This window comes from Anaerocolumna jejuensis DSM 15929, assembly GCF_900142215.1.
Classification (GTDB): Bacteria; Bacillota; Clostridia; order Lachnospirales; family Lachnospiraceae; genus Anaerocolumna; species Anaerocolumna jejuensis.
The window spans coordinates 63,224-89,305 of the sequence record NZ_FRAC01000019.1; the positions used below are offsets into that span (position 1 = coordinate 63,224).

Sequence of the window (26,082 nt, forward strand, 5' to 3'; positions counted from 1 at the left end):
ACAAAAGTCAACTATTTATTTAATAAATAATGGTAGATTCATCAATATATGGAAAAGCCAATTTTATTTAAATTCTAAACAGCATCCCTGTCTGATATACCCCAAAGGTAATGAACCATTGAGAATATTGGATACCCTAAGTACATATCTATTAATTAAAAACAGATGGTTTCAGGGCGGGCTATGCAACCATCTACCGCAATTTAAAATTATTTCAGCAGATGGATTTCATCCAATCCAATACGCAGGAAAATGGATTAAAAAAATATGAGTGGAAATGTTAAGAAATAAGAATTCCCGTCTGTAACATGCAGCAAAGCGGCTTTCATGTACAATAAAACTAACTTTTTTTAACAGCTTAAGTGTTGCTTATCCTTTCTGAATTTGATAAACTGGATTCATAAAATAGTTTTCGAAGGTGTAAAAAATGGAACAAAAATTAGATCTGCGTGTAATTAAAACGCAAAATAATATAAAAAATACATTTATACAATTACTTCACCAGAAAGAATTCAATCATATAACAGTTCAAAGCATACTGGATAAATCCCTGATAAACCGCTCTACTTTTTATAAATATTACACGGATAAATATGATCTCGCTGAAAGTATCATCCAGGATATCCTGAAGGAATTTTCCTTTTTTCTGGATGAAAGATTTTCAGGTAAGGAGAAGGATGATTTATTGCAAATCATTAAGAATGTATATGACAGATCATACGAGAAAAAAGAAATCTTATCTGCACTATGGACAATTAATACGGATTCCATACATCTTTATGATGACATGCAGCAATTGCTGATGGATAAATATACGTTTTATATGGCTGATCATACTTCAGCCAATAAGGATTTATTTGAATACAGGGCTTGTATTTACTCTTCTGTAGTAATGGCTACTTTAAAATATATTTTTGACAATAATGACCCGAACATGTCCCAAAAAATTATTGAAAATATTAATTTTTCTGCCCTATGGTGACCAGGGGATGCTGACCTTCACAGGGAGCGCTTACTCCTCATCCTCTCCAAAGATCCTCCACTGGCATTTTTTCATATCAATACAGCCGTTTTCCAGAAAGGTAATTCCCTCCTTCTCAAGCAATGAACGCTGTAGCTGCCCGCTGCCGAAAACATGATCAGGCGCCATTTCGCCTGCTTTGTTAACCACCCTATGACAGGGAAGGTCTAAATCAAACGGAACCCTGCTCATTGCATAACCGACCACACGGGGTGCATTGGGCCTCCCAGCCATCCAGGCAATCTGACCGTAAGTAGCAACACGTCCTTCCGGAATATCTGCCACTATTTCATAAATTTTCTGATATAAGTTTGATTGGTTCATTCTTTGCTCCCATAGCATACCGCAGACAAGTCTGCGGTACTGCCCTAAATAATGGAGTGTGAAAGTGCTTTTCTTTCACACTTGCTCCCATTGCATACCGCAGACAGGTCTGCGGTACTGCCCTAAATAATGGAGTGTGAAAGCGCTATTCTTTCACACTTGCTCCCATAGCATACCGCAGACAAGTCTGCGGTACTGCCCTAAATAATGGAGTGTGTAAGCGCTATTCTTTCACACTTCTTCCTTTTTCGATTTTATTCACATTATATTATACACTTTTCAACTAGCCATTTCTATATAAATACCAGAACGAGTCTGATTTTATCCCTTCTATCTATTTTAACCTTTCATTTTCAATAAGAAATGAGGATGCCCTCCAAAGCTTACACCTTGCGGACACCCCCACTATTTTAATTTACCGGCAGTTTATTTACCAGCAGTTTATTTACCGTTAGTTTTATTATCGATAACAGTAACATACGGAATATACGGTTGCCGTACTGCTGCCCGCACCGGCATGGATTTGGTCAAGCTTATTTAAGAAATCACTTGAACCAAATGCCGCTACACAGTTCGCATAGGAATATTTTGCAAAATAATGTCCATTGGCAGTACCTGATTCGCTCATGCTGACCTTGCCCCAGCTGCTTCCGCCGGACCAGCTTTGAAGAATAAATTCAATCTGATCCTTGGTTCCGCTGTACTCTACATAGAAATAGCCATTTGAAATTATGCTCTGAGGGTCAAAGCTTCCTCCATTCTTTTTCGTCTTAACAGACACTGCCTGATCCCAGGGTGATGCTGTTGATGAACCCCAGAAAAGAGAAACATACTTGTCACTGCCGCCGTTATTATCCGAATCTGACCCTTTCCCGTAATTGTAGCACAATGAGTAAACAGTAATAGCTTTATCCGTAGCACCAACATAAATTTTATCCAGCTGTCCGCTGAAATTGGAGCCAAATGCTTTCACACAGTTATCATAAGAAAATTTCGCATAATATCGTCCATTGATGCTGCCGGATTCGCTGATTGAAACTTTACTCCAGTTGTTTCCCCCTGAAAGGCTCTGAAAAATCAGTTCAACCTGGTCCTTGGTTCCGCTGTATTCCACATAAAAATGTCCTCCTGCCTTAATGTCCGAAGGATTAAAATTGCCGCCGCATCTTGTGGTAGAAACAGTAACTGCCTGACCCCAATTCGAAGCAGAGGCAGTCCCCCAGAATAGGGATACGTATTTACCGTCGTTGTCATTTGGTGCACCCTTATATACGTTTATAAGAGCATCCGCAATTCCTCCAAAGGTAAAAGACAGTGAGTTTCGGTCAAAAATCCCGAACTTCTCTGACCCGGTTCCGGTGCTGTTATTATCCCACCAGATACAGGGGATATTATATTGTTTTGCCATGGTTGCATATATTTGTGTGAATTTTTCACGGTCAGCGGTATTATTCTTATTTATTGCACCGAATTCTCCGATAACAACCGGAATGCCCTTGCTGATAAAAACGGAATTCAGCTGACTGAAAACAGAAGATAGTGAATTGTAGTCCGAATCCGTCCAGTTTGAATGTCCGCCGCCCTCATAAGCAAAATCAAAGGGCTGGTAAGCATGGATGGAAACAGCAATCATATTATCACTTGAAAGGTTTTTCCACCCATACAATTTAGGGCTGTCGGAGGAAGCACAATAGGTAGGCAGCAAAATAAGTCTGGAGGAATTGTTTCCGCCTGTCGCACGGATAGCAGCACGGCCGGCTTCGTTGTATTGATTTACGCAGTCGTAGTATGCAGTGTTTCCGCCCCAATCCTCACCGCATCTTGGTTCATTGTTGATTTCAAAGATCAGCTTGTCACCGTAATTTTTAAATCGGTTGCCAACCTGGTCCCATATAGCTGACAATTCACTTTTGACACGCTGCTGAACAGAACCGTCTGTGGAAACCAATTTTTGCAAATCATTATGGTGAACATTAATTATGACATACATTCCATTAGCAAGGCCATAATTTACAACAGTTTCAACTCTGTCCATATAGCTGGAGCTGATTGTATATTTGGATGGATCTGAATAATTGTCATCCCACCTTACAGGAATGCGCAGGGTCTTAAACCCCCTTGCCGCAATGGTGTCAATCATTGCCTTTGTTGTCTTCGGGTTTCCCCAATAGGTTTCGTTATTCTCGGATTCCAGTGAATTTCCGAGATTCCAGCCGGCTCCCATATCGGAAACCAGCTGCGAAGCCGAAAGCCCTCTCATCTGTGTCGAAGAGCTGTATCCGGCAGTGAATTCAGAGGTATCCGCTGACGCATCAGCGTTAATGCAGCCAAAGCCGGATACACTGATAATAGTAAATAATGCAGCTGTAACACAACTTAATAGCTGTTTTTTATAAATCGATTTAAATATACCCATTATTTATCATCCTTTCATCAATATGAAACTTTTGTACCTGTAAATTAAATATAAAAGAAATATACCGATATTGGATTTATTTATTCTTTTGGTGAAGTTTCAAGGACATCATTTTTCAGGAAATATATTGTTATAATGAGCATTGTAAACTTATTAATTGGGTACTTATCAAAGCCACCCTTTACTTGACATAAAATGCATCATAAAGTATCATATCAATTATGTAGCACTATGAGATGCTGTTGAGTATTTTGCCGATACTATCACCACATGCTATTTCTTATAGTGCTACCTTCATCTGCTTTGGCATAGGCATTTATCCTACCTCCTCTCATCCTGGCAGAATCATAGCAAATAATAGCTCCTGCCGATTCAGCTGCACTTAAAACATCTGTTATAAGCCGAGCTGAAACCATGATTGCCTTTAAATTCTTTAACATTGGCCTCTCCTTCATCAATTCGATATAAATACTCCTATCGTTTAAATATTTCATAGTGCACATCTGAATAAAACCATACCTCCCCTCCGTAAAACTTAATTCTAGCAGAATGTGCATCTTAAGAAATTATACTACTATTAGCAAATGTTTACAATGTACATTGCATCTTTCTGGCATTTTTCAGCCATTTGCATAATTTTTTATTCCTATTGCTTCATAAAAATATAATTTCTTATCAGATTCTGCACAAATTCAAATGCAAAAATGATTAAAATGTGGAAAATTTATAGTTTCTTAATGCCCTCTTAATTCTCTGTCCGGCTGTCAGAAAAGTACTTTAATTTTCCCTGGAATATGATATAATTTATCAATAAGGAGCTATATTTGAGTTAAGTTTTTAAACTGAATACTACTTCTATAATATATGGAATATAATCGAGGTGATCATAATGCAAATTAAAGAATCTGCTGAAAATTATCTGGAAACAATCCTTGTTTTAAAGGAACAACTTGGCCAGGTCCGGTCCATTGACCTTGCTAACGAGCTTGGTTTCACGAAGCCGAGTGTCAGCGTTGCTATGAAAAAGCTGCGTGAAAACGGTTATATTCAGGTGGATGAAAATGGTTATATTACATTAAAAAAAGCAGGCTATGAAATTGCCTCTCAAATATATGACCGCCATAAGACCATTACCAGCCTGTTAATATCCGCCGGCGTCAATGCCAAGACCGCTTCTGAGGATGCATGCAGAATCGAGCATGTTATCAGTAATGAAAGCTATCAGTGTATCAAAAACTATTTTGCAAAAAAAGAATCCTGATTCAAACAATGCGGCAGGCTTTAGGGAGCCGCAGGTTTTATACAGATAATGAAAGCGCCCTGTCAAAATTGACAGGGCGCTTCAGCTATGTACACTCTATATTTTCTATCCTTCGATATTTGGGACACTCCCCGTATAGCTGTCAAAAACGATGGAATGTGCATACCAGGAGGGCGTATCACCAAAGAGACGCCTGATTTCGGGAACAACCTCATTGACCCATAAGCTGATGAGCATTTTCAAATCGGCTGCGAATAGTTCCAGCTCCTTCATGGAATGACAGATGCGGTCACTTGAAACCATACGGTTTACAGTGAAATTATATCCGCTGCAATCCAGTCTGATATAGAGATAATTACGCTGAAACCACGGACTGATATTTAATACATAATTACCCTCGGTAAGAATTTTGGCGAACTCACAATACCCGTCGATTTTTGGATGCCGCCAAATAAAGCCGTCTTCCCTGAGCACCTTTTTAAAATACGAAATCCTGTTTGGAGTGCAATAATTCTGTTCCGGCTGAATACCCGGAATGGACTGGTAGCTTTCTTTTCCAAAAGGAATCCCGCTGGGCATGGAAAGCTCACTCCACGCCTTGCTTCGGCTTTGTAAATAAAGCCCTAGCTGTTTTGCTGCCGCTTCAAAATGCAGCATCTCCTGAGGTGAAAAACAGCAGACCATTTGCCTGCTCATGAACTGACCGCCGAACCGGGTGCAGAGCTCCTCTATTTGGGTATCTGCCTGTGAAAGGGTTCCCTCTTCAATGAACTGCGTTACCTCAAAGCGCAGATGCAGAGGATTGTAGCCTGTTCCATAGTCAAAGCTTTTTTCCAGAACAATACAGTCCGACTGATAAAAGGAACTGCTGCCGCAGCTATTGATGCCATCCGCCGCACATTCTGCATCCGGCATGGAGTATGATAAAGCCGGTATCGTATTGCTGTCTCCAAACCAGGAAATGCTGTCCAACACAATTGAGACGTTGTAAAAAGAGTAGGGTCTTGGGATTTTTTCGACAACTGCGGTCAGCAGCTCCGGTGTCACCGCCTCATCCAATTCTGGCTGAACATAAGCAAATCTGCTGACAGCAGGAAAATTGGAAGCTATACTCACCTCCGGCCTTTTTTCACTGCGTAAACGCAGATATTGCTGCAGCGGCGGGAATGCCTTGATCAGCTTCCCCATAGAGGTTTTGGAAAACGGAGGATTTTCGGTTTCCGGCACATCTTCAAATGCGAACAGGTAACGCTCAGGCAATCGTTCCTTTAATACTCCTAACAGATAAGGTATGGTCTTTTGAAATGAAGCCACCTTTTTCAAATCCTGTGTCACAGATATAAAAACTCGCATAACCCCTCTCCCTTACTTATCCTTATTACCTTTTTCAAATCCTTCCGCCTGCACGATGGCATCTGACAGCTTTTCAAAAAACTATCCTATTTATGATAAGAAAGTTTATTTTAAAGTATAACATAGCTGCAATATTTTGTCATTATTTAAACAGATAACTGAGCCTTTCCAATACGCCGCAAGATTGGGCTGAGGATTTCGCAGGCACTTGTGTGAAAATTGCTTTTTAATTTTCACACTTAACATCCATGCCCTCCCAGCACTCCACAAGATTGGGCCGAGGATTTCCCAGGCACTTGTATGAAAATTGCTTTTTAATTTTCACACTAGCTTCCAGCCTTCCGCCTCTTCTCTTACAGATACGAATCTTCTATAAACTCCCTCCTGCCGGATCAGCTCTTCATGCCTGCCTTTCTGGACAAGCTTTCCGTTATCCAGGACCAGGATCTGATCCACCTGCTCTATCGTTGCCAACCGGTGGGCAATAATGATAATAGTCTTGTCTTTTGTAAGCTCGCTGATGGCGCCCTGTATCAGAGCTTCATTTTCAGGGTCCACACTGGCGGTTGCTTCATCCAGAATAATAATCGGAGCATCCTTTAATATTGCTCTTGCTATGGATATCCTTTGCTTTTCTCCGCCGGAAAGGGAGGCTCCTCCTTCTCCGAGCACCGTATCGTACCCCTGGGGAAGCAGCTGAATAAAATCATGGCAGCCGGCCTTTTTTGCTGCCTTTATGATTTCCTCCCTTTCTGCCGCTTCTTTTCCGAACTTAATATTATTGGCAATTGTATCATGGAACAAATATACATTTTGAAAGACCATTGAAATATGCGACAGCAGACTGTCACAGGTAAATTCCCTGACATCATGTCCGCCTACAAAAATCTGCCCGCTCTTTACATCATAAAAACGTGCAATCAGACTGCAGATTGTACTTTTTCCGCTTCCCGAGGGTCCTACAATGGCCGTTGTCGTTTTTTCCGGGATACGAAATGTAATGTCATGAAGAATTTCCCTGTTCTGATAACCGAAAGAAACATGCTCCATGGATATTTCACTGTTCTGCAGCTCTAAATTCTTTCCTGACTCATCGATAAATGGTGCCTTCTTCATAGCCTCAAGCTTATCCAGGACCTTGTCAATTACGGACAGAATATGTGCCGCATCATTGATATCCTCCACTCCTCCAAAAATACTGAATGAAAAGAAGCAGAACATCAGAAACATCGGAAATTCCAGTACTCCTGCCATTAATTCAAAGGCAGCCACCGCCACCAGTGCAACAGAGGCCCCCTTTAGAAAAAACAGATGCAGGCAGTTCAAGGGTACAAAGCCATACTCATTTCGGATACAGATGTCTTTATTATCCTTTGCCGCTTTCTGAAAGGCTTCAAAGGAAGCACCGGCACGCCCGAAGGATTTCACGATGGCTAGCCCTCTGATATATTCAAGGGAAGCAGCTGAAAGCTCTTCCTTTGCCTTATGACTGATTGGTGCCGTATAGGCACTCTGCCTGTTAATGCCATGAAGTGCAAGGGCAGACAGAAGAACACCGGCAAGGCAGACCGCCGCTGCCGCCGGGGAAACAAATGCCACAAAGCATATCATGGCAGCCACCTGAAGATATCCGTTTACCACACTGTCGATGACCTTCATTCCATGAAGCTCTAAGATTGAGAGTTCTGTAGTAACCGCCGTTAATATATCCCCTGTTTTTTTTTCTTCAAAAAACCCCAGAGAAACCCTTTTTAATACATCTCCCATTTCAATTCTCTGCTTCGCAGCCACTTCATATCCGATGCTTTCCTGCAAACGGTTCTTCCAATAAGTAAAAAAGAACCGCAGCACTATGGCAAGTATCATACCTGCGGCACTATACCAAATATATGCCCTGCTCAAGGGGCTGGTCCCATTATAATCCTCTGTCATCTTTTCTAAGAACCATGCAGCCAGCATGACCGGCGCTGCCACAAACCAGGCAGACAGAAAGGAGCAGATATACCCCAGGTAAAGACGTTTCTTATATTCCTGCGCCCACTTTGTGATACGTTTGATGGTATGAAACATGATACTTCCTCCTTTTTATCCCTCAACAGCCCTGTTCTTTTCTTCTGCCGCAGTCACGGACCAGTTCTTTGCTCCAATATGGGCTTTCCACATGTTCCGGTATAATTCACAATTCTCGATGAGTTCCTTTTGTGTCCCTTTTTCCCATATGGTTCCATCCTTAAGTACTACAATCTGATCCGCGTTCTGAATTGTACTTAACCGGTGGGCAATCACAAGAAGTGTTTTTCCTTTTGTCAGGGAAAACAGTGCTTTTTGTATCTTTGCCTCATTTTCAGGGTCCGTGAATGCGGTTGCTTCATCTAAAATAACAATCGGCGTATTCTTCAGTATCATCCGGGCAATGGCAATCCGCTGCCTTTCTCCGCCGGAAAGCTGCCTGCCAGCCTCTCCGGCAGTTGTGTCATACCCATGCTCCAGCCTTTCAATAAACTCTTCACATTGTGCCGCTTTTGCGGCATACAGCACTTCCGCCTCCGTAGCTTTCGGATTTCCAATTCGGATATTCTCTTTGATGGAGCAGTCAAACAGGAAATTATCCTGCGTTACATAGCTGACCATTTCAGAGAGCTGGGATAAGGATAGTTTTCTGATGTCCGCTCCTCCGATTTCAATACTGCCTCCGGTCACATCCCAGAACCTGGCAATCAGCCTTGCAATGGTCGACTTTCCTCCGCCGGAGGGGCCGACAAGAGCAGTAAAGCTCCCTTCCGGCAAAGTCAGTGACACCTCCTTTAAGGCCATGTCCTTCCCCTCTCCTCTATAGGAAAAAGATACCTGATTCAATTTCACTTCGAAACCAGGAACTTCCCTTTTCTGTTTTTCTTCCTTCAGCTCTGCCATATGCAGAATTTCATTGGCATCTCTAACGCCAAACTCCATGGATTTGCACTCATTGATAAACTGTGCCGCCTTTAAAAAGGGGCCGACAATTCCCATGGCAAGCATCAGGCAAAAGGCAGCTTCTTCCGGAGTAAGGGCTCCCTGAAGATACAATGCCAGACCAGCCGGTAAGGTTCCAAGAAAGGTGCTTGGCAGAATTGACATGGTCAGATTCATGGATTTCCATGTGCCTTGAAACCATGCCAGGGTAAATTTCTGAAAGGATAATACCGCTTCTGTGAATCTGGCATAGGAGCTGGTTGTCTGATTGAATGCTTTTACGACTTCTATTCCCTCCACATACTCGACAATCACACTGTTCACATAATCATTTGCTGCCATGTAATCGGCATACTGTTTGTGAAAGGATTTCATTCCTGCTGCCATGGGAACCGCCGCAAAGGGTATTGTAATTAAAGATGCGAAACCCATTCGCCAATCGATGGAAAATAATACAATCACAACGGCAACCGGAAGCAGAAGATTGGAGCTTAGCTCCGGAATCATATGGGCAAGAGGGGGCTCAATGCTTTCTATCCTGTCAACGATGATATTTTTCAGCTCACCAATGGATTTGGACTGTACCACACCAAGGGGAGCCTTCAACAGCTTATCTGCCACCTTCAGCCTTAGCCCCTCTAAAATAGTATAGGCTGAAATATGGGATAAAACCGTAGAGAATCCGTAAAAGACAATCTTAATCAGATATCCAAGCAGGCATACACCGCTCCATTTTAAAACCTCCTCCCAATCCCTTTGCCCAGTGATAAACTGTTTCATGATCTGGTAAACTCCCAAATATGGTACAAAGCCCCCTGCCACACTGATGACAGCAAAGAGCACCGATAGGGTCATCTTTCCTTTGCAGGGTTTTGCAAAGCTGAGAAGCGTTTTCAGCCAGTTTTCCTTTTTCATCCTCTGATTTCCTCCTTTTTTACTCAACGAACTTCCTATATAATAAAAAATGGACCGCCGAAATTTCCCGGCCATCCATATCTTAGCATTCCTCTTCCTTTTTTTCTGTTCCTTTTCGACTACATCATTCCGTTTGGACCAAAGTTCTTACGGTAATCCAAAGGCGTTCTTCCCATGACCGTTTTAAATGCCAGGGAAAATTTACTTGGGCTGTCATAGCCCAGTTTTCCGGCTATATCCGTAATACTAAGCCCCCTTTGATTCCTCAGTAAAACGGCAGCCTGGTTCATTCTGAATACTCTCATATAAGTATTGATTGGGCTTCCATATACATTCTTAAAGCAATTCTTCATTGGAGTCAGCGGTATGTCAAAGCGCAGAGAAAGCTCCTCCTGTGTATAATGCTTCTCTAAATTTCCTGTCATCAGCCTTTGCATTGCCTTGATTTTTTCCACGTGGCCTTTATAAAAATAAGGCTTTTCTTCATGATTCAGGGGAATTTCCAGGACATCCAGATAAAGCAGCAGCTCAAATATTTTAATTTTAAAATAAGGTATTCTTATTTTTTCCGGTACCATATACAATTCACTGAAAATATGCTCTATTGCAGGGGCATTGTGAATCACCATAGGATGCCTGCCTTCACAGAATTTTTTTTGCAGCAGGGGCAGATTGACCGGAAAGTTCCTCATTTCATTTTTCAAGGCTTCCACTGCCTGCTCCAGGTCAAAGGTAATCATGAGGCCATGATAATGGGCCAGCGGAAATTCAAAATGTCCCTGATGGGAAATTCTCCTGTCCATTTTCAAATCCCCAGCCTCAACATAGGAATAGGTTCCCCGGCCGGAAGCATATTCAAGTCTGCCTTCCCGGCAGTGGTCGATGCAGAACAGGTTCCGGTCAGTAGAAAAGGTGGAGTCGCAGCTTTCCATATGAAAATCATTATATGAAACGGAAACCCCCGGTAAAACCTGATAGCATATCACAATTCCTTCTCCAGTTTCATTTTTTATCTGGTAGATGCTGCATTCCTCATTCTCTGTCAATGGAACCATTTGTGCTTCCCCTTTCATAAAATTGAAATTCATAGACTGCCTCCTCTCTGCTATATTTTTTTATATTTCCAGTATTCTGTCACAGGCCGACAGCATGAACTCCCTGTCATGGGTGACAACGATAAGAATCCTCTCAGAATCTGCCAGCCTTCTCATCCTCTCAGCGACCGCTTTCATATTCCCATAGTCCAAACCACTGGTTGGCTCGTCAAAGACCAATATGGGCTTCCCGGAAAGAATAGCCGTTACAATGGCCAGACGCTGCTTCTGCCCTCCGGAAAGTGCCATGGGATGGCGTTCCATAAAGGGCACCAGGCCCAGCTGCTCCAGTTCCTGCCGGATAGCCTCATCACTATAATCCTTTCCTGCCATTTTGCATTCTTCCCATACACTGTCTGCAAATAATTGATGATTCACATCCTGCATTACAAGAAAGCATTGTTTTCTCCTGGCCTTTTCCGGCATTTCCCTGCCGTCCAGCCATATTTTTCCCTGCTGCTGTTTTAGCAATCCGCAAAGGCACCGGATTAAGGTTGTCTTACCAATTCCATTATAACCGGTAATGGCAAGAATTTCACCTGGTACTGCTGAAAAGGAAATGTCCTTAAAAACAGGTGACTGCCCCTTATACCCCCCAAGAAGCCCCTCTGCCGACAGCCCCTTTTTTATACCGGCAGGAAGAGCCTTAGGGAGCGTTCCTTTTTCTTCCCTGATGCATCTTAAGCCCATGTTTTTCCGGAGGGGTTCCTTTATGGCATGAAATTCTTCCCGGGAATATATCTGAATCAGCTCTCCGTTTTTCAGGTACACTGCCCTGTCGACCAAATCATATAAGAAGGACAGCCTGTGTTCTGCAATAATGATGGTATGCCCTTCCTGCTTTAAAAAACCAATCTGCTCCTTTAAGCATTCCACCGCCCCACTGTCCAGATTGGCGGTGGGCTCATCCAGTACATAAACAGCCGGATTCATCGCATAGACCGAGGCAAATGCCAGGGTCTGTTTCTGCCCTCCTGACAGTTCAAAAATATTTCTGCCAAGAAGGTTTTCTATCTGAAGATTCCGGATTGTCTCATCAAATCTTACCTTCATCTCTTCCGGGGATTTCCCCTGGTTCTCCATTCCAAAGACCAATTCGCTGTCCGTATCCAGATTAAAGAACTGGCTCTTGGGGTTCTGAAATACCGAACCCACCGATTCTGCCAGCTCATACAGCTCTGCCTTTTCCACCTGCATCCCGTCCAGGACCACCTCTCCGTCCAATTCACACTGATTGCAAAAATGAGGGATTAACCCATTCATCAGTTTTGTAACCGTTGTCTTGCCGCACCCCGATTCACCGCATAGAAGAATGCATTCTCCCCTCTTTATTTCCAGATTGATATTTCTTAATATTTTGTGATGGCTGTTATAACCAAATGACACGTTTTTTATGGATATCATTACTCTGCTCCTTACTTTATCAGAAAGGCTCCTATAGAAAACAGCAGCCCCAGGCATCCGCAGGCATAATCAGGAAACCGGAATTTTAATTCCAGGATGCTTGTTTTTTTAACCGGGTTCTCAATTCCTCTGGTTACCGCCGCCGCAGATAATTCTTCTGCCGTTGCAGTAGCCGATACCATAAGAGGTACAAGGAGGGCTTCCAATTTGTCACCTGTCCTGATATTCCTCAATTTTATGGCATCCCTGATATAGTCTGTTTCCTCCCTGATTGCCGGAAAGTAACGGATTGTGACCGATATGGGAATAATCAGCTTCTGAGGTATGTGCAGTTTTCTCATTGCCAGGATTAAGCTTCGCAAAGAAATCTCTTTGAGCATGAAAGCACCTACCATGAGACAGGGGAACATCCTTCTGGAGTAGTTCACTAATATCACAAAAGCGGCAGCTATGCCTTCCGGCGCGGCAGGCAGTAAAACATATTGCAGCAGCAAGAGAATCAGAAAGGACAGCACCCATTTGACAGCCATGCCATATCTTCGGGCAAGGAGCATCGTGATATCGAGAAATACAATCCATCCTAATTCGATCCATAAGCTGCTCTGATAAAAGGTAATTACATTTGCAAAAACCAGGAGCAGCAGAAAGGTACGTGGATCAAGCAATGGCTGTCCTGCTGCTTTCTTATGCATGGGAAACAATTCCTGCCTTTTCAAAATGCTTTCGAAACATCCTTTTGCTTATCCACGAACCGGCAAGGGCCCCAAGTACCGGAGCAAGGAATAATACTAGAAGCATAACCGGTGATGATAAGTTTTCCAGTGTGGTTATGTAGCTTTCCGGCATTCCCTGACTGCCAATCTGCGTCATAAATTTATCGTGCATGATCCAGATTGGAAGAGGGGAGCCAGTCATCCCAAGGGAAAAACAGATAAAGGCCGCTATGTTTCCCTTCATGCTATTGTATCTGCTAAGCAGACGTACCACTTCTCCCAGGATACACCCAGCTGCAAAGGTAATCAGTATTACGGCCGTAAACATGCCGGTCACAAAATAAATGAGCCCTGTTATCACCCCCATTAAAAGCACCGCACCTTGTTTTTGCACCTTAGAGCACAAAAGCATAAATGGAACACCTGTAAAAAGAGCAATAAACCCGGGCATAAGAATCCACATCATGGGATGGATTCCACCCATGAGCATGAAAATGAAATTAATGACAAAATAAATGGCAGAGAAAATACCAATGGTAATCAGATCTTTTCCATTCAGCCTGTTTTCCTTTAATAACTGAGACATCCTTTTTCCTCCTTTTGATTAGTTGTGGCTAACTATCATCCAAAATAAAACGCCCTAAAAGCGTTTTATTTCGCAGTAAATAATACCGGAAGAAAGAAAAAATATCTATTCCAATCAGACTTTTTTGCTCCAATTAGACGGAACATTATAAAAGCTGCTGTTCCGCACGCCACATGGCAGCGTATTTGCCATCCTGAAGGATTAGTTCTTCATGGCTTCCCTGTTCTTTTACCCTTCCCTCTGCAATTACAAGAATCTTATCCGCATTTTTCACAATAGACAGTGTATGTGCAATCAGGACAACTGTTTTCTTCTTTTTCAGCAGATTGGATATTGCCTTCTTTACCGCCAGCTCATTCTCAATATCCAGATTAGCCGTTGCTTCATCCAGCAAAAGAATCGGCGCATCCTTTAAAATGGCTCTTGCAATAGAAAGTCTCTGCCTTTCTCCACCCGACAGCCGGTTTCCGTTCTCTCCTGCCATGGTCTCATAGCCCTCCGGCATTTTCCTGATAAATTCCTCACAGTTTGCCTCCCGGCATGCCCATTCGATTTCCTCGTCCGCTGCCTCCGGCCTTGCATAGCGGATATTATTGCGGATGGTGTCATCAAAGAGGAAGATATCCTGATCCACCATGGATATCTTTGACAATACCTGCTCCGTTCCGATTCCCTTTATGGAACAGCCGCCAATCTTAATATCCCCGGAATCAGGCTCATAGTATTTTGAAATCAAATTCAGAATCGTCGATTTTCCGGAACCGGAATCGCCTACAATAGCCGTTAATTTCTCATTCTCTATACGGATATCCATATCCTTGCAGACCGGTTCCCCCGGCACATAGGAAAAGCATACCTGTTCGAAGGCAATGTCATGCACCTTCGGAGAAAATATCTCGCTGCTCCTGGCATCTTCGGGTTCTTCCATCACCCTTTCAATCTTTTTCTTTGCAATCATCAGATTCTTATAGCTGGTAACATCCACAAAAATGGTCCCCATTAATTTTGCAAGAAATAAAGGCAGCAGGCAGATTAAAAGAAAGGATACCGTGTCCAGTCTTCCGTTCAGCCATTGACTGCCGGCTGTCACCATCTCCAGAGGCAGTGCCATCCAGGTAAGAATACTGTAAACAACACCATCGGGAATGATTTTCACCTCATATAGAAAGCTGATATCACTGAAATCTTTCATAGCTGCCGTAACGGATTTATTCTTGATTCCACCGATTCCATAGGCCCGAAAGGTCTGAATTCCGCTGATATATTCCACGGTGCTGCTGACATTTTCCGCACAGATTGCATTCTTTCTGGTACCATATTTCTTTACTGCCTGAAAGGAAATGGCTATGGCCGGAAGAAACAAAAGCTCTGCCGCCAGCAAAATCACTGCTGACGGTACATACATGGCCGCCACGAAGCCTACCAGCATCAATGCCAGTGTCAGATTTTTCATAATATCACCAGCTTTATGTGTGAGAATCTGCTCATAGCTGTTGACATTTTCCGTTGCCGCATTGATATAATCCCCTGTCTGGGATTTCTGAAACCGGGAAAGGGGAATCCGCTTAAGCTTATCCCCTAAGAACAGGCGTATCTGCCTGCTTACTCCAGCACCGCCGATTTGTCCCTGTACATATCCATATCCGTAAATGAGAAGCCTCAGAAGAAAAACCCCTGCCAAAAGGCCGGTCATCGTAACTATTTTCCCCATATCCATCCGGTCTTCCCATAAGGACTTAAAAATGTAATACATCAGCATGAAATTACTTCCCGATAAAAGCCCTTCCACCATGATACAAGCCATGGATAAATAGAGTTTTTTATTCCACTTCATGGGATTATGCCCGTTCATTGCTGCTTCCCCGTTCACTGCTGCTCCCTTGTTCATTGCTGCTCCCTCCTTTCCAGTTGATAGGTCATTGCTCTTGCCTGCTCATAGCTTTCCCATGCGGTCCTGTAATAGCTGTTCCTGCTTAAGACTTCCTCATGCGTGCCAACACAGCTTACCCCATGATTTTCCACTACGGCTATCCGGTCGCAGATTTTAAGGGCACTTAAGCGGTGTGCAACTATGATAACCGTTTTTCCTTCACAAAGATTCCGGATTGCCCTGTCTATTTCCACCTGATTTTCCGGGTCAGCCGCAGATGTTGCTTCATCCAGAATCAGAATCGGTGCATTTCTTAAAATTGCCCTGGCAATGGCAATCCGCTGTTTCTCACCGCCGGAAAAACGTGTTCCAAAGCTTCCGACCTTCGTAGCATAGCCCTCCGGAAGCCCCATAATAAAGGAATCAATCTGCGCTTTCTTTGCTGCTTCCCTGACTTCCTCCAGAGTTGCCTCCGAACCCATACGGATATTTTCAAGGACACTGTCCCTTGTCAGAAACGTCTTCTGGAATACAATGGATACCTGCTCCAACAGCTGTTCATAGTTGAAAGCCTTTACATTTTTGCCTCCGATTGTAACGCTTCCTTCCTGCACGTCATAAAACCTTGCAATCAGCTGGATAATGGTACTTTTTCCGGTGCCGGATTTTCCCACCAGCGCCAGCTTCTCACCGGCCTGTATGGTCAGGCTGCAATGCTCAAGTACATTTTCGTTTTCCTTGGCAGGGTAAGCAAAACATACGTCCCGCAAACAGATTTCATGATTCTCCGGGAAATCTTCACCTCCTTCATAAACTGGGATATCCAGGATTTCCTTTGCCTTTGTGACCGCGTGCAATACCTGGGCAAATTTGGAGCCAAGCTCCTGGAGGGGCCTTAGCTCTGTCAGATAGAAGGAGCCCACGTATACAAATAAAAGAAATACATTTAACGGAATGGAGCCGTGCAAAAAGAAATATCCCCCAACAGGCACCATGAGAAGCATGCCGCATTCTGTTATGACAATATAGGCGGAATAAGGCGGCCCCATCTTTCTGGAAATCCTGTTCCAGTTTTTATTTTCTTCCTCAATGGCATCCTGGTATTTCTGAAAGGAACTGCTGCCCATATCATATGCTTTTATCAGTCTCATTCCACTGATGTATTCTATTATGACAGCGTTCAGATTTACCAGGGACCGGTTTGCTGCTCCCATCATCTTCCCCATACCGCTGAACATCATTCCCATTACGGCCAGGGCCAATAAAAGAGGTATCAGAGATATAAGGGCCAGCGGCATATTTACGGTACACAGATAGACAAACACCGCTACCGGCCCGCACATATAATAAATAAATTCCGGCAGATGATGTGCCAAAAACAATTCCAGCTTTTCAATATCCTCATTTAATATGGTCTTGATTGCCCCTGTGTTATGCTCATTTAATACCCCCAGGGGAACCTTTGCCATATGGTCTACGATCATGCATCTCACCTTATAGAGCGTATGATAGGCTCCCTTATGTGACAGTGCTCCCGAACAGCCGAACAATGTAAATCTGGCAAAAACAGCAACGGCAATCAATACACTGTTATGTAACAGCACCTCTCTAGTACACCTGTCATTATAGATTGCTGTCAGTAGCTGATAGATGCCATAATACGGAACCATGGTGCAAAGTCCGCTGATGAAAGAACACAGTGCCGATAAATACAGATAGTACTTATCTTTACCCGCCCATTTCAATAACAGGCTTACGGAATTCTCTTTCCTTTTCATTGTCTACCTTTCCTTCCTTCAACGATGATATTCCTATAAAAACTACTGTCATTCCAGCCTCAATATTCTGGTGCTAACCTGCTCTATCAATTCAAAGTCGTGGGTCACCACAAATATGATTTTCCCCAGCTTTGCCAGCATTTTCATCAATCCGGAAACAGCACACATGCTTTCGTAATCAAGTCCGCTGGTCGGCTCGTCAAAAATTAAAATCTCCTTTTTGCAGACCATACTGACCGCAACTGCAATGCGCTGCTTCTGCCCTCCTGACAAGGTATTGGGATGCCTGTCCCGGTATTCTGACAGTCCCAGGTCTTTTAAAGCCTTCTCTGCCTGTACCGGGTCCGGCTTCCGAATTCCAAAACAGCATTCATGCTCTACACTGTCCGCAAACAGCTGATAATTAACATCCTGCATCACCATATAGGTCCTCTTCAGCCGTTCTTTTTCCTTCTCTGCACTGCCCTCCCAAAGAATCTCTCCGCCCAGGGGCTTTTGCAAGCCGCACAAGGTCCTGGAAAAAGTCGACTTTCCCACTCCGTTCCGGCCGGTCACTGCGATAATTTCCCCTTTTGCCGCCTTAAAATTTATATGGGAAAGGACCTCCTTTTTTCCGTATCCTATGGATAAATCACTGATTTCCAGAACAGGTACCGTCTTTTCTGCTTTACCCGTATCCGCTCTGGCTTCCCTGTATTCAGGCGTTCTCAGTCCCGCAGCTTTCCTTTCTGCCATAGATAGCCCCAGAAACTCTTCCTTCGCCCAGATATGCCGGAGCTCCCCTTTTTCCAGATAGAATATTCTATCCGCCAGGTCTCTTAAATAGTAAAGTCTGTGTTCCGCAATCAAAATAGTCTTCCCCTGCTTCTTCAGCAGTTCAATATACTTTCGTAAGTCTTCCACTGCCTCCGTATCCAGATTGGAGGACGGCTCATCCAGAAGGTAAATATCCGGATTCATGGCATATACAGAGGCAAAGGCGATTTTTTGCTTTTCTCCCCCTGACAGGGAGAAAATACTTCTTCCAAGCAAAGGACCGATCTTAAGCTCTCCTGCCGTCTTTTCCACCCTCTGTTCCATTTCTTCTCTTGGTATCCCCTTATTCTCCATGCCAAAGGCAATCTCTCCATCGGTATCGGTATTAAAAAACTGGGTCTTTGGATTCTGGAAAACAGAACCCACCTTATCTGCAATCTCATAAAGCTGTTTATCTGCCAGGTCTTCTCCATCAATCAGTACTTTTCCTTTTAATTCCCCTGAAAAAAATTCCGGTATCAAACCATTTATCAGTCTGGTAATCGTCGTCTTCCCGCAGCCGCTCCGTCCTGTCAGCAGGATGCATTCTCCCGTCCCCACTGTAAAATCCAGGCCCTTTACTTTTCCGTCCTCCGAACCCTCATACGTAAAGGAGACATTTTTAAATTGAATCATAAAATACCTCCCCGTACTAAAAGTCCAAAGGCAAAATACAGCAGGATTACTGTCACTGCTCCAAAATCCTTAAAGGAAAACTTAATATCCGTAAGGGATGTTCTGGGAGCAGGATTTTCGATTCCCCGGGTCACCGATGCAATCGACAGCTCATCCGCCGTATTGGAGGCTGCCATCATAAGCGGTACATACAAGCATTCTGCGGTCATTACCGGATGCAGGCAGATATTTTTAAGGGATGGTGAAATACCTCTCATCCGCATGGCATCCTTTATATATCTCCAGTCTTCCTTCACGACCGGAAGATACCGCAGCATAACCGCAAAAGGAATAACAAAATTGTCCGGCATATGAACCCGGTAGAGAGCGGCCATAAATTCCCCCGTTTTTGTGGTGGCTATCATAATCCCTGCCATAAATCCGCATGGATATACCTTATTCACCAAGCCTAAGAAAGCCGCAAAAATTGCCTGCCAGGTTCCGCTCAATTCATAGATGGAAAACTGTGTTGCCCCATAGATAAGACCATATGCCGCAATTCCTGTAACGGCATGACGGTATCTGCCTGACAGCAGGGCAAACACCGCTATCAGGCAGACCAGAATAACTTCATATGTAAGGGATGGGGCAAACATGGTGCATAAAACGCAGAACAATAACAGAATCAGTTTTGTCCTGGGATCAAAGCCCAATCCTCTCATGCCGTGATTCCTGCCTTCTCAAACTGCTTCTTCAACAGCTTTACACCGACAAATGCACTGAAGCCTGCAACCAATACCGTTCCCAGAAGAATGACTGCCAGCATCCAGTTCTGGGCTGCCCCATTCATGGCATCAATATAGCTTGCAGATGTACCGCCGTTCAGCATGTAACTGCTCCAGGTCCCCCTGTCCGCAAAATAACAGATATAGCTCCCGGTAGCTCCAAGGCTGATACAGATAAACGCAAGGATATTCAGACCCTTGTTCCTGTATTTCCCGGTTCCTGCAATCAGGTCACCGGCAATTCCGCCAATGATATATCCAAGGTCCATTGCCCAATGCATTCCCGTTGCAAACCAGATAACACCACACAGAATGCCTGCAAGGGAAATAGCTCCTCTTTTTGGTACTTTTGCAACCAGAAGCATGAAAACCGGTCCCCCCAGCAAAGCAGCCCCCAGCGGCATATAAAATGTAAGGACTGGATTTGGTGCAAAAAAGATTCCTCCCACCAGCATGGTAACAAATAACAGTGCTGTAAAAATACCAATTGTAACCAGATCTTTTACTGTCAGTCCCTTTCTGTTTATCCTAGACTGATTACTCATAATTAGCCTCCTTCTCTCTTCCTTCTTGACCTTTCAGGAAAATATGTTATGATATGGTTAGTTGTTTCTAACCCTGATTATTATAATTACCACACATATTTCTGACTTTCAACAGGATTGCGTTAGTTAAGTCTAATCGTGTTCAATTTGCGTCCGATTGAGGTATCAGGCAATTCATTTTCCCAAGGAGGATTTATGACAGACAGAATTGAATGTTATTATGAGAACATACTGACGGAAAGAGGATTTTTGCCCATCGGTCCAAATGGAACATTTAACTCCTGCGGGCAGACCTTTGCTCTTTCCAAAGAGTTAGGAGAAGGCTATTACTGGATTTATTCCGAAGCCAATTTATTTGATATCAAAATACATGACTTTTCTTTTCATGAAGATTATTTCTTTGAATGCATGCTGCCGGAATGCATGAGTATTTCCTACTATCAGTCCATTGCCGGCCATGAGCTGAGCCCCTACAGGCGAATCAATGCCAACTGTATCAAGACATATTTGGGGGGCAGGAGTCCCTATAAAGCTGTCATGCATAAAAGAATGCCGATTAAATCAGTCGGCATTGAAATACTGCCGGCCTATTACATCCATTATCTCAAGGAGAAGTATCCGGAGGATTATATCAATCCTTATGATGCTTTCTGCTCCCTTGACGAAACCTCCCATTTTCCCGAAATGCTGCTTTTGCTGAATCAGGCAGCCGAATACCGGGGGAATGGCATCAGTGCCAAGCTCTTCTACGAGGCAAAGGTAAACGAAGCAGTTTCTCTGGTAGTGGAGCGTTTTCATAAGCAGGGCAGCGGGCAAATTCATCTCTTTCACAATGATAAGGAGCAAATAAAAAACGTTACCGCTTATATCAAGGACCACGCTGCATTTTCACTTACTCTGGACCAGCTGTCTAAAATTGCCTGTATGGGGCACACGAAATTAAAAAGGTGCTTCAAACAGGTAAATGGCTGTACCATTACGGAATATATCCAGCAGACACGAATCGGCCAGGCGGAATACCTGCTTTCCAACACGGAATTAAGCATCGCACAGATTTCTCAGACCGTAGGATATTCCAATGCCAGCAGATTTGCGGAATTATTTCAAAGAAATGTAGGGATTCTTCCCGGAGAATACCGGAGGATTATGAGTTAGTCAGCTAATGCAGCTTCTGACATTTTCTACCCATACCTCCGGCCTGCTCACAAGGAGCTCTTCATGAAGTAATTTATGCTCAATAATATGGGGATGTACAAAATGCTGCTGATATCTGTCACGATACTTTTCCCCCATCCTGGCAGCATAAAAGCAATGGATTATTGTCCCCGGTACCTGGATATTATCATCCAATTGTGTTGTCAGGTCCGAATAAAATTGGTTTTTCATACTTTTTTTTGTTACAAAAGCCATATTTACGCCGCCAATTCCCAACATACGAAGCCCATTTTTCACATATTCCTCTCCTCCATTTTTCAATAGATGTTTCCTTAGAGCTTCAGGAACTTTTCCTGTATGTACCATTTTATAAAAGAAGGGAATCATGAGTTTCGCCTGCAGAGCAGCAACCTGCTTTGAGGCTTGATCCAGGTCCGAACTTCCTAAAATCCCGTGATTCATGTGAATTCTCTTTCTCTGTGTCAACAGCCCGACAAAAGAACCACCGAGGGAACACCCATAAATTGCATGAATTCTTCCCTGAAATTTCTGTCTGATATAATCTTCAATTTTTATTGTTTCCATTATCATATCCGGGAATTCTGTTTCTTCTGTTTCATCGAAGCCATCATAGGATACACAGAGCACATAAAAATCTTCTGACAGCAAATCAATTACCTGGGAAAAATTATTTTTCCAATGAGAGCATGTTCCTGGCAGTAACATAATAGCCGGATTTTCTTCTTTTCCAAACTCATATACCTTCATAAAGCACCACCTTCTTATTATTTATGTTATCTGATTTTTTTTCATATTTGGTTAGTTTTCGCTAACCATTATATACCAAACAGGCACATTCGTCCATAGCTGCAAATGTACCTGTTCAAATTTAAAAAATTTTCTTTTTACCCCTCTGGCTTCCTTACCGCTTCCCAAACTTTAAACTCCGAAAAAAGTTTGATTTTCTTTCCCTGCCTTACCCCTTGGAAACATTCCAGGAAGCTGCTTCTTTCCTTTCGCTTACAAATCTCTTATAAATACCTTCCTGCAAAATCAATTCCTCATGGTTTCCCTGCTGGACAATCCGCCCGTCCTCCACCACCAATATCTGGTCGGCATGACGGACCGTTTTCAGCCGGTGTGCAATCATGATAATTGTCTTATCCTTCGTTAATTCTTCAAAGGCTTTTTGCAGATGGGCTTCATTTTCCGGATCTACATTTGCCGTTGCTTCATCGAAAATAATAATCGGCGCATTCTTCAGGATAGCCCTGGCAATGGAAATTCTCTGCTTCTCTCCTCCGGAAAGGGAAAAGCCCTTTTCACCGATTACCGTATCATAAGCTTTGGGGAGCGACATGATGAATTCATGGCAGCTGGCTTTCTTTGCCGCCTCAATGACCTCCTGCCTGGTGGCTTTGGGATTTCCGAAGCGGATATTATTTTCTATGGTATCGTGAAAAAGATAGACATTTTGAAAAACCATGCTCATTTGATTCATCAAGGATTCCAGTGTATACTCTCTGATATCCGTTCCCCCGATTGTAATTTTTCCGCTGTCCGCATCCCAGAATCTGGCTATCAGATTACAGATGGTAGTCTTTCCCGACCCGCTTGGTCCGATGATTGCCGTCATGGTTCTATCTTTTATCTGGAGGGTAACGTCCTTTAATATCTGGCGCTTTTCATAAGAAAAATCCACATGCTCAAAGGCAATCTCATGGCTCTTCGGCTCTTTATTCCGCCCGTTTTCATCCATAACAGGAGTGTCATTCATTTGATTTGCCTGTTCAATGGAGCTGCCGCATACACGAAGAATAGCAACTCCATGGCCGGCAGACTCTATCTGCTCAAAAATAATAAATGAAACCACAATGAACATCAGTGAATAGGTAAGGTCCATGGTCCCTTGAAAATAAAACAATAGGGCGGCTGCCATCATCCCAACACTAAAGATTCGAAGTGTCACCTCCTGCATAATGGTATAAGGTGTTATTAGCTTTTCCATGGCAAGGTTGGTAGCTCTGCTGTTTTCAATCGCACGGTCGACCTTTTTATTATCCAGCTTCGTAAGATTAAAGGATTTAACAACTCCCATTCCCTGAATGGTTTCCAGCATGTTTTCTACCAGCTCTGCCTGTGCTTTCTGCCTTTTTGGTGCGGTATTTCTTGACTTTTTCTCCATGGACGAGGTAACCAGGCAGAACAGAAAGACTCCAATAACCGTAATCAGGCCCATCCTCCAGTCAAAGACCAGCATATAAACTGTAAATACAACGGTGGTTATAAATCCCCCCAAGGTCAGCACCATGACCATGGGTGCCGTCATTTCAACATCACCCAGCACCGTGGTACAGATACCGGTAATGTTCCCCAGACTGCTTTGATTGAAAAACCCCATGGGGATGAGCTTCATCTTATTGCCAATATAAATCCTCTTGTCTGCCGCCATAAAGTACCCTGCATGGGTCTGCTGGAGCTGGGAAAAGTAGTTGGCCCCTATTTTTCCTGCAATGCTGATCAGCATAAGCAGCAAAATGTACCAAATGGTCCTGGCTTGTAACCCTCCCTCCACTATTGCCTGGATTGTCAAAAAAATTGCACCTATTTGCAGCATATGAAAAATTGCATTTATAAAATTTACGATAATGGAATTTCTGATATTTTTCTGTTCTGCACCAGCAAATCTCCATATTTCCCGAAAGATCTTTATCACACCTGCTCACCGTCCTTTGCTCCGATATGGGCATTCCACATGTTCCGGTATAATGCGGATTGCTTTAATAACTCATCATGGGTTCCAGTCCCGCTGATTTTCCCCTGGTCCACAAGCAGAATCTGCCCTGCACCAATTACCGTGGATAACCGGTGTGCTATCATAATCAGGGTTTTTCCCTGTACCAGCCTGGAGATAGCCTTCTGGATAATGGCTTCATTTTCCGGATCTATGTAGGCAGTAGCCTCATCCAAAATGACAATGGGCGCATCCTTCAGCATGGCTCTTGCAATGGCAATTCTCTGCCTTTCTCCGCCGGACAGGTGCGCACCGCCGCCCCCTGTTGTCGTGTCATATCCATGCTCCAGCTTTCGGATAAACCCGTCACAGCCTGCCTTTTTCGCAACCTCTTCCACTTCTTTATCCGTAGCGTTTTCCTTTCCCATGCGGATATTTTCACGTATGGTATCATCAAAGAGAAAATTATCCTGGGATACGTAGGCAATCTGCTCCGATATCTGGGCAAGAGGAATCTGCCTGATATCTTTTTTGCCAATCCGGATCATTCCCTGATCAGTATCCCAAAACCCAGCAATGAGCTTTGTAATTGTTGACTTTCCTCCTCCGCTGGGACCAACCAGAGCATTGACGGTTCCCTGCCGGATTGTCAGGCTGACATCTCTTAATATACTTTCTTTTCCCTCTTCATAAGCAAAAGAAACATGCTCCATCTCAATATCGGTTCCCGAAAGTTTTACGTACTCCTTCGGATGATGCTGCTCTCCGGCATCTAAAATAGTTTCAATGGACTCAATAATCGTGCCTGTCTGTGCTAAAGAATCAACAAAATTGGAGGCCGCGATAATCGGTCCCACAATTCCCATGGATAAAATCATTACCATGATAAACTGAGAGGAGGAGAGGCTTCCGTTCAAATAAAAGCCCATGCCCGCCGGCAGGACGCCAAGTAAAACAGCCGGGCTGAAATTCCGGTAGCATGCCATTCCAAACTGTGCACTTTTCATCCATTTATAATAAAATCCTGCATTGGCATTTACGGCCTCCACATATCCGGCATAGGCCTCCTTTCCCTGGTTGAAAGCCTTTATGACTTCAATGCCATTTACATATTCCACAATGGCATCATTCATTTTTTTACCTGTCTGAACCGATTCCTGGTATTTCTGAGGATAGTTCTTCATGGCAGCCATCATAAAAATCATCCCTACCGGCAGGGTTGCAACCGATATCAATGCCATTTTCCAGTCAATGGTAAAAAGCACGGCAAGCAGCAGCAAGGGAGCAAGGAGATTTGAGGTCATTTCCGGCAGCAGATGTGCCAGTGTTGTTTCCATGCTCTCAATCTGATCCACCAGAATGCCCTTCCATCTTCCAAGGGACTGGTTCTGCAGTGTCCCCATTGAAAGGTTCGTCAGCTTATGGACACATTTGTTTCTTACTTCAGCCAGTACGGCGTAGGTGGCAATATGGGACTGGGATGTGGAGTAGGTGACAAGCAGTACTTTCCCGATACTTCCTGCCAGGGCTAGAACAAGCCATGGAATACAGTTGTTTCTCTCTGCCGTCCCATTCAGCAGCATAATAATAATTTTCCCGGCACAAAAATATGGTATAAAGCCTGATGCAACTCCTAAAATGGCCAGTAATATGGATAACTTAAGCCTTTTGTGCTCGGACTTTGCCAATCCCCATATTCTCTTTAACGGGCTTTCCTTTTTGGGGTTCATAAATCCTCCTTTTGGTTAGTTGTGTCTAACCCATGT

At 43.5% G+C, this 26,082-nt stretch carries 21 protein-coding genes and 1 pseudogene; 4 read left to right on the forward strand and 18 right to left on the reverse strand.

All coding sequences use genetic code 11. The annotated features are described in order from the left end of the window. Positions 1-179: 179 nt before the first annotated feature. Positions 180-284 (forward strand): annotated as a pseudogene (locus BUB77_RS31030) (transcriptional repressor); the annotation flags it as partial. A gap of 143 nt (positions 285-427) precedes the next feature. Beyond that, positions 428-982 (forward strand): TetR/AcrR family transcriptional regulator, encoded by a 555-nt coding sequence (locus BUB77_RS17985; RefSeq protein ID WP_073278228.1) that lies wholly within the window; start codon positions 428-430, stop codon positions 980-982. 30 nt (positions 983-1,012) lie between these two features. On the opposite strand, the gene BUB77_RS17990 is transcribed toward BUB77_RS17985, so the two are convergent. The 3 genes from BUB77_RS17990 to BUB77_RS29520 form a co-directional block, all read right to left on the reverse strand. Then, positions 1,013-1,345 (reverse strand): MGMT family protein, encoded by a 333-nt coding sequence (locus BUB77_RS17990; protein WP_073278229.1) that lies wholly within the window; start codon positions 1,343-1,345, stop codon positions 1,013-1,015. Positions 1,346-1,805: 460 nt separating this feature from the next. Beyond that, positions 1,806-3,761, reverse strand: a complete 1,956-nt coding sequence (locus BUB77_RS17995; protein ID WP_073278230.1) for a cellulase family glycosylhydrolase — start codon at positions 3,759-3,761, stop codon at positions 1,806-1,808. A 263-nt stretch (positions 3,762-4,024) separates the two neighbouring features. Further along, positions 4,025-4,201, reverse strand: coding sequence for a hypothetical protein (locus BUB77_RS29520; RefSeq protein WP_170866685.1), 177 nt, complete (start codon positions 4,199-4,201; stop codon positions 4,025-4,027). A 449-nt stretch (positions 4,202-4,650) separates the two neighbouring features. Here BUB77_RS29520 and BUB77_RS18000 point away from each other — a divergent pair, with 449 nt between their 5' ends. Continuing rightward, positions 4,651-5,022, forward strand: a complete 372-nt coding sequence (locus BUB77_RS18000) for a metal-dependent transcriptional regulator (RefSeq protein WP_073278231.1) — start codon at positions 4,651-4,653, stop codon at positions 5,020-5,022. A 105-nt stretch (positions 5,023-5,127) separates the two neighbouring features. Here BUB77_RS18000 and BUB77_RS18005 read toward each other — a convergent pair whose 3' ends face one another. The 12 genes from BUB77_RS18005 to BUB77_RS18060 all read right to left on the reverse strand — a co-directional run bounded on the left by BUB77_RS18005 (position 5,128) and on the right by BUB77_RS18060 (position 20,427). Next, positions 5,128-6,375: a hypothetical protein gene (locus BUB77_RS18005; RefSeq protein WP_073278232.1), complete on the reverse strand. Its 1,248-nt coding sequence runs from the start codon at positions 6,373-6,375 to the stop codon at positions 5,128-5,130. Between the two features lie 321 nt (positions 6,376-6,696). Continuing rightward, positions 6,697-8,445 (reverse strand): ABC transporter ATP-binding protein, encoded by a 1,749-nt coding sequence (locus BUB77_RS18010; RefSeq protein WP_073278233.1) that lies wholly within the window; start codon positions 8,443-8,445, stop codon positions 6,697-6,699. A 15-nt stretch (positions 8,446-8,460) separates the two neighbouring features. After that, positions 8,461-10,242 (reverse strand): ABC transporter ATP-binding protein, encoded by a 1,782-nt coding sequence (locus BUB77_RS18015; protein ID WP_073278234.1) that lies wholly within the window; start codon positions 10,240-10,242, stop codon positions 8,461-8,463. Positions 10,243-10,361: 119 nt separating this feature from the next. Continuing rightward, entirely contained in the window at positions 10,362-11,330 is a 969-nt protein-coding gene (locus BUB77_RS18020) for a helix-turn-helix domain-containing protein (RefSeq protein WP_073278235.1), read from the reverse strand. A 27-nt stretch (positions 11,331-11,357) separates the two neighbouring features. Further along, positions 11,358-12,740 carry an ABC transporter ATP-binding protein gene (locus tag BUB77_RS18025; protein WP_073278236.1) on the reverse strand — a complete coding sequence of 461 codons (1,383 nt, stop codon included), beginning with the start codon at positions 12,738-12,740 and terminating at the stop codon, positions 11,358-11,360. A gap of 11 nt (positions 12,741-12,751) precedes the next feature. After that, positions 12,752-13,432 (reverse strand): energy-coupling factor transporter transmembrane component T, encoded by a 681-nt coding sequence (locus tag BUB77_RS18030; RefSeq protein WP_073278237.1) that lies wholly within the window; start codon positions 13,430-13,432, stop codon positions 12,752-12,754. Then, entirely contained in the window at positions 13,425-14,039 is a 615-nt protein-coding gene (locus tag BUB77_RS18035; RefSeq protein WP_073278238.1) for an MptD family putative ECF transporter S component, read from the reverse strand. The genes BUB77_RS18030 and BUB77_RS18035 overlap by 8 nt, the downstream gene beginning before the upstream one ends. A gap of 145 nt (positions 14,040-14,184) precedes the next feature. Continuing rightward, positions 14,185-15,891 (reverse strand): ABC transporter ATP-binding protein, encoded by a 1,707-nt coding sequence (locus BUB77_RS18040; RefSeq protein WP_073278289.1) that lies wholly within the window; start codon positions 15,889-15,891, stop codon positions 14,185-14,187. 32 nt (positions 15,892-15,923) lie between these two features. Next, on the reverse strand, positions 15,924-17,654 hold the full coding sequence (locus tag BUB77_RS18045; protein WP_242962538.1) for an ABC transporter ATP-binding protein: 1,731 nt from the start codon (positions 17,652-17,654) through the stop codon (positions 15,924-15,926). A gap of 81 nt (positions 17,655-17,735) precedes the next feature. After that, complete coding sequence (locus BUB77_RS18050; RefSeq protein ID WP_073278240.1) at positions 17,736-19,118, reverse strand: ABC transporter ATP-binding protein; 1,383 nt, start codon at positions 19,116-19,118, stop codon at positions 17,736-17,738. Continuing rightward, positions 19,115-19,819 (reverse strand): energy-coupling factor transporter transmembrane component T, encoded by a 705-nt coding sequence (locus BUB77_RS18055; RefSeq protein ID WP_073278241.1) that lies wholly within the window; start codon positions 19,817-19,819, stop codon positions 19,115-19,117. The genes BUB77_RS18050 and BUB77_RS18055 overlap by 4 nt, the downstream gene beginning before the upstream one ends. Next, positions 19,816-20,427, reverse strand: coding sequence for an MptD family putative ECF transporter S component (locus BUB77_RS18060; protein ID WP_073278242.1), 612 nt, complete (start codon positions 20,425-20,427; stop codon positions 19,816-19,818). Before BUB77_RS18060 ends, BUB77_RS18055 begins: the two co-directional genes overlap by 4 nt. A gap of 195 nt (positions 20,428-20,622) precedes the next feature. On the opposite strand from BUB77_RS18060, the gene BUB77_RS18065 reads away from it, so the two are divergent. Next, positions 20,623-21,582 (forward strand): helix-turn-helix transcriptional regulator, encoded by a 960-nt coding sequence (locus BUB77_RS18065; RefSeq protein WP_073278243.1) that lies wholly within the window; start codon positions 20,623-20,625, stop codon positions 21,580-21,582. On the opposite strand, the gene BUB77_RS18070 is transcribed toward BUB77_RS18065, so the two are convergent. The 3 genes from BUB77_RS18070 to BUB77_RS18080 all read right to left on the reverse strand — a co-directional run bounded on the left by BUB77_RS18070 (position 21,583) and on the right by BUB77_RS18080 (position 26,046). Further along, positions 21,583-22,350 (reverse strand): alpha/beta fold hydrolase, encoded by a 768-nt coding sequence (locus BUB77_RS18070; protein ID WP_073278244.1) that lies wholly within the window; start codon positions 22,348-22,350, stop codon positions 21,583-21,585. It abuts the gene before it with no gap. Positions 22,351-22,558: 208 nt separating this feature from the next. Next, entirely contained in the window at positions 22,559-24,298 is a 1,740-nt protein-coding gene (locus tag BUB77_RS18075; RefSeq protein ID WP_073278245.1) for an ABC transporter ATP-binding protein, read from the reverse strand. Then, on the reverse strand, positions 24,295-26,046 hold the full coding sequence (locus BUB77_RS18080) for an ABC transporter ATP-binding protein (RefSeq protein WP_073278246.1): 1,752 nt from the start codon (positions 26,044-26,046) through the stop codon (positions 24,295-24,297). Before BUB77_RS18080 ends, BUB77_RS18075 begins: the two co-directional genes overlap by 4 nt. Positions 26,047-26,082 lie beyond the last annotated feature (36 nt).

Excerpts from the sequence above, each read along its gene's own strand:
- BUB77_RS17985 (WP_073278228.1), top strand. The coding sequence starts at position 428 with ATGGAACAAAAATTAGATCTGCGTGTAATTAAAACGCAAAATAATATA.
- BUB77_RS17990 (WP_073278229.1), bottom strand. The coding sequence starts at position 1,345 with ATGAACCAATCAAACTTATATCAGAAAATTTATGAAATAGTGGCAGAT.
- BUB77_RS17995 (WP_073278230.1), bottom strand. The coding sequence starts at position 3,761 with ATGGGTATATTTAAATCGATTTATAAAAAACAGCTATTAAGTTGTGTT.
- BUB77_RS29520 (WP_170866685.1), bottom strand. The coding sequence starts at position 4,201 with ATGTTAAAGAATTTAAAGGCAATCATGGTTTCAGCTCGGCTTATAACA.
- BUB77_RS18000 (WP_073278231.1), top strand. The coding sequence starts at position 4,651 with ATGCAAATTAAAGAATCTGCTGAAAATTATCTGGAAACAATCCTTGTT.
- BUB77_RS18005 (WP_073278232.1), bottom strand. The coding sequence starts at position 6,375 with ATGCGAGTTTTTATATCTGTGACACAGGATTTGAAAAAGGTGGCTTCA.
- BUB77_RS18010 (WP_073278233.1), bottom strand. The coding sequence starts at position 8,445 with ATGTTTCATACCATCAAACGTATCACAAAGTGGGCGCAGGAATATAAG.
- BUB77_RS18015 (WP_073278234.1), bottom strand. The coding sequence starts at position 10,242 with ATGAAAAAGGAAAACTGGCTGAAAACGCTTCTCAGCTTTGCAAAACCC.
- BUB77_RS18020 (WP_073278235.1), bottom strand. The coding sequence starts at position 11,330 with ATGAATTTCAATTTTATGAAAGGGGAAGCACAAATGGTTCCATTGACA.
- BUB77_RS18025 (WP_073278236.1), bottom strand. The coding sequence starts at position 12,740 with ATGATATCCATAAAAAACGTGTCATTTGGTTATAACAGCCATCACAAA.
- BUB77_RS18030 (WP_073278237.1), bottom strand. The coding sequence starts at position 13,432 with ATGCATAAGAAAGCAGCAGGACAGCCATTGCTTGATCCACGTACCTTT.
- BUB77_RS18035 (WP_073278238.1), bottom strand. The coding sequence starts at position 14,039 with ATGTCTCAGTTATTAAAGGAAAACAGGCTGAATGGAAAAGATCTGATT.
- BUB77_RS18040 (WP_073278289.1), bottom strand. The coding sequence starts at position 15,891 with ATGAACGGGCATAATCCCATGAAGTGGAATAAAAAACTCTATTTATCC.
- BUB77_RS18050 (WP_073278240.1), bottom strand. The coding sequence starts at position 19,118 with ATGATTCAATTTAAAAATGTCTCCTTTACGTATGAGGGTTCGGAGGAC.
- BUB77_RS18055 (WP_073278241.1), bottom strand. The coding sequence starts at position 19,819 with ATGAGAGGATTGGGCTTTGATCCCAGGACAAAACTGATTCTGTTATTG.
- BUB77_RS18060 (WP_073278242.1), bottom strand. The coding sequence starts at position 20,427 with ATGAGTAATCAGTCTAGGATAAACAGAAAGGGACTGACAGTAAAAGAT.
- BUB77_RS18065 (WP_073278243.1), top strand. The coding sequence starts at position 20,623 with ATGACAGACAGAATTGAATGTTATTATGAGAACATACTGACGGAAAGA.
- BUB77_RS18070 (WP_073278244.1), bottom strand. The coding sequence starts at position 22,350 with ATGAAGGTATATGAGTTTGGAAAAGAAGAAAATCCGGCTATTATGTTA.
- BUB77_RS18080 (WP_073278246.1), bottom strand. The coding sequence starts at position 26,046 with ATGAACCCCAAAAAGGAAAGCCCGTTAAAGAGAATATGGGGATTGGCA.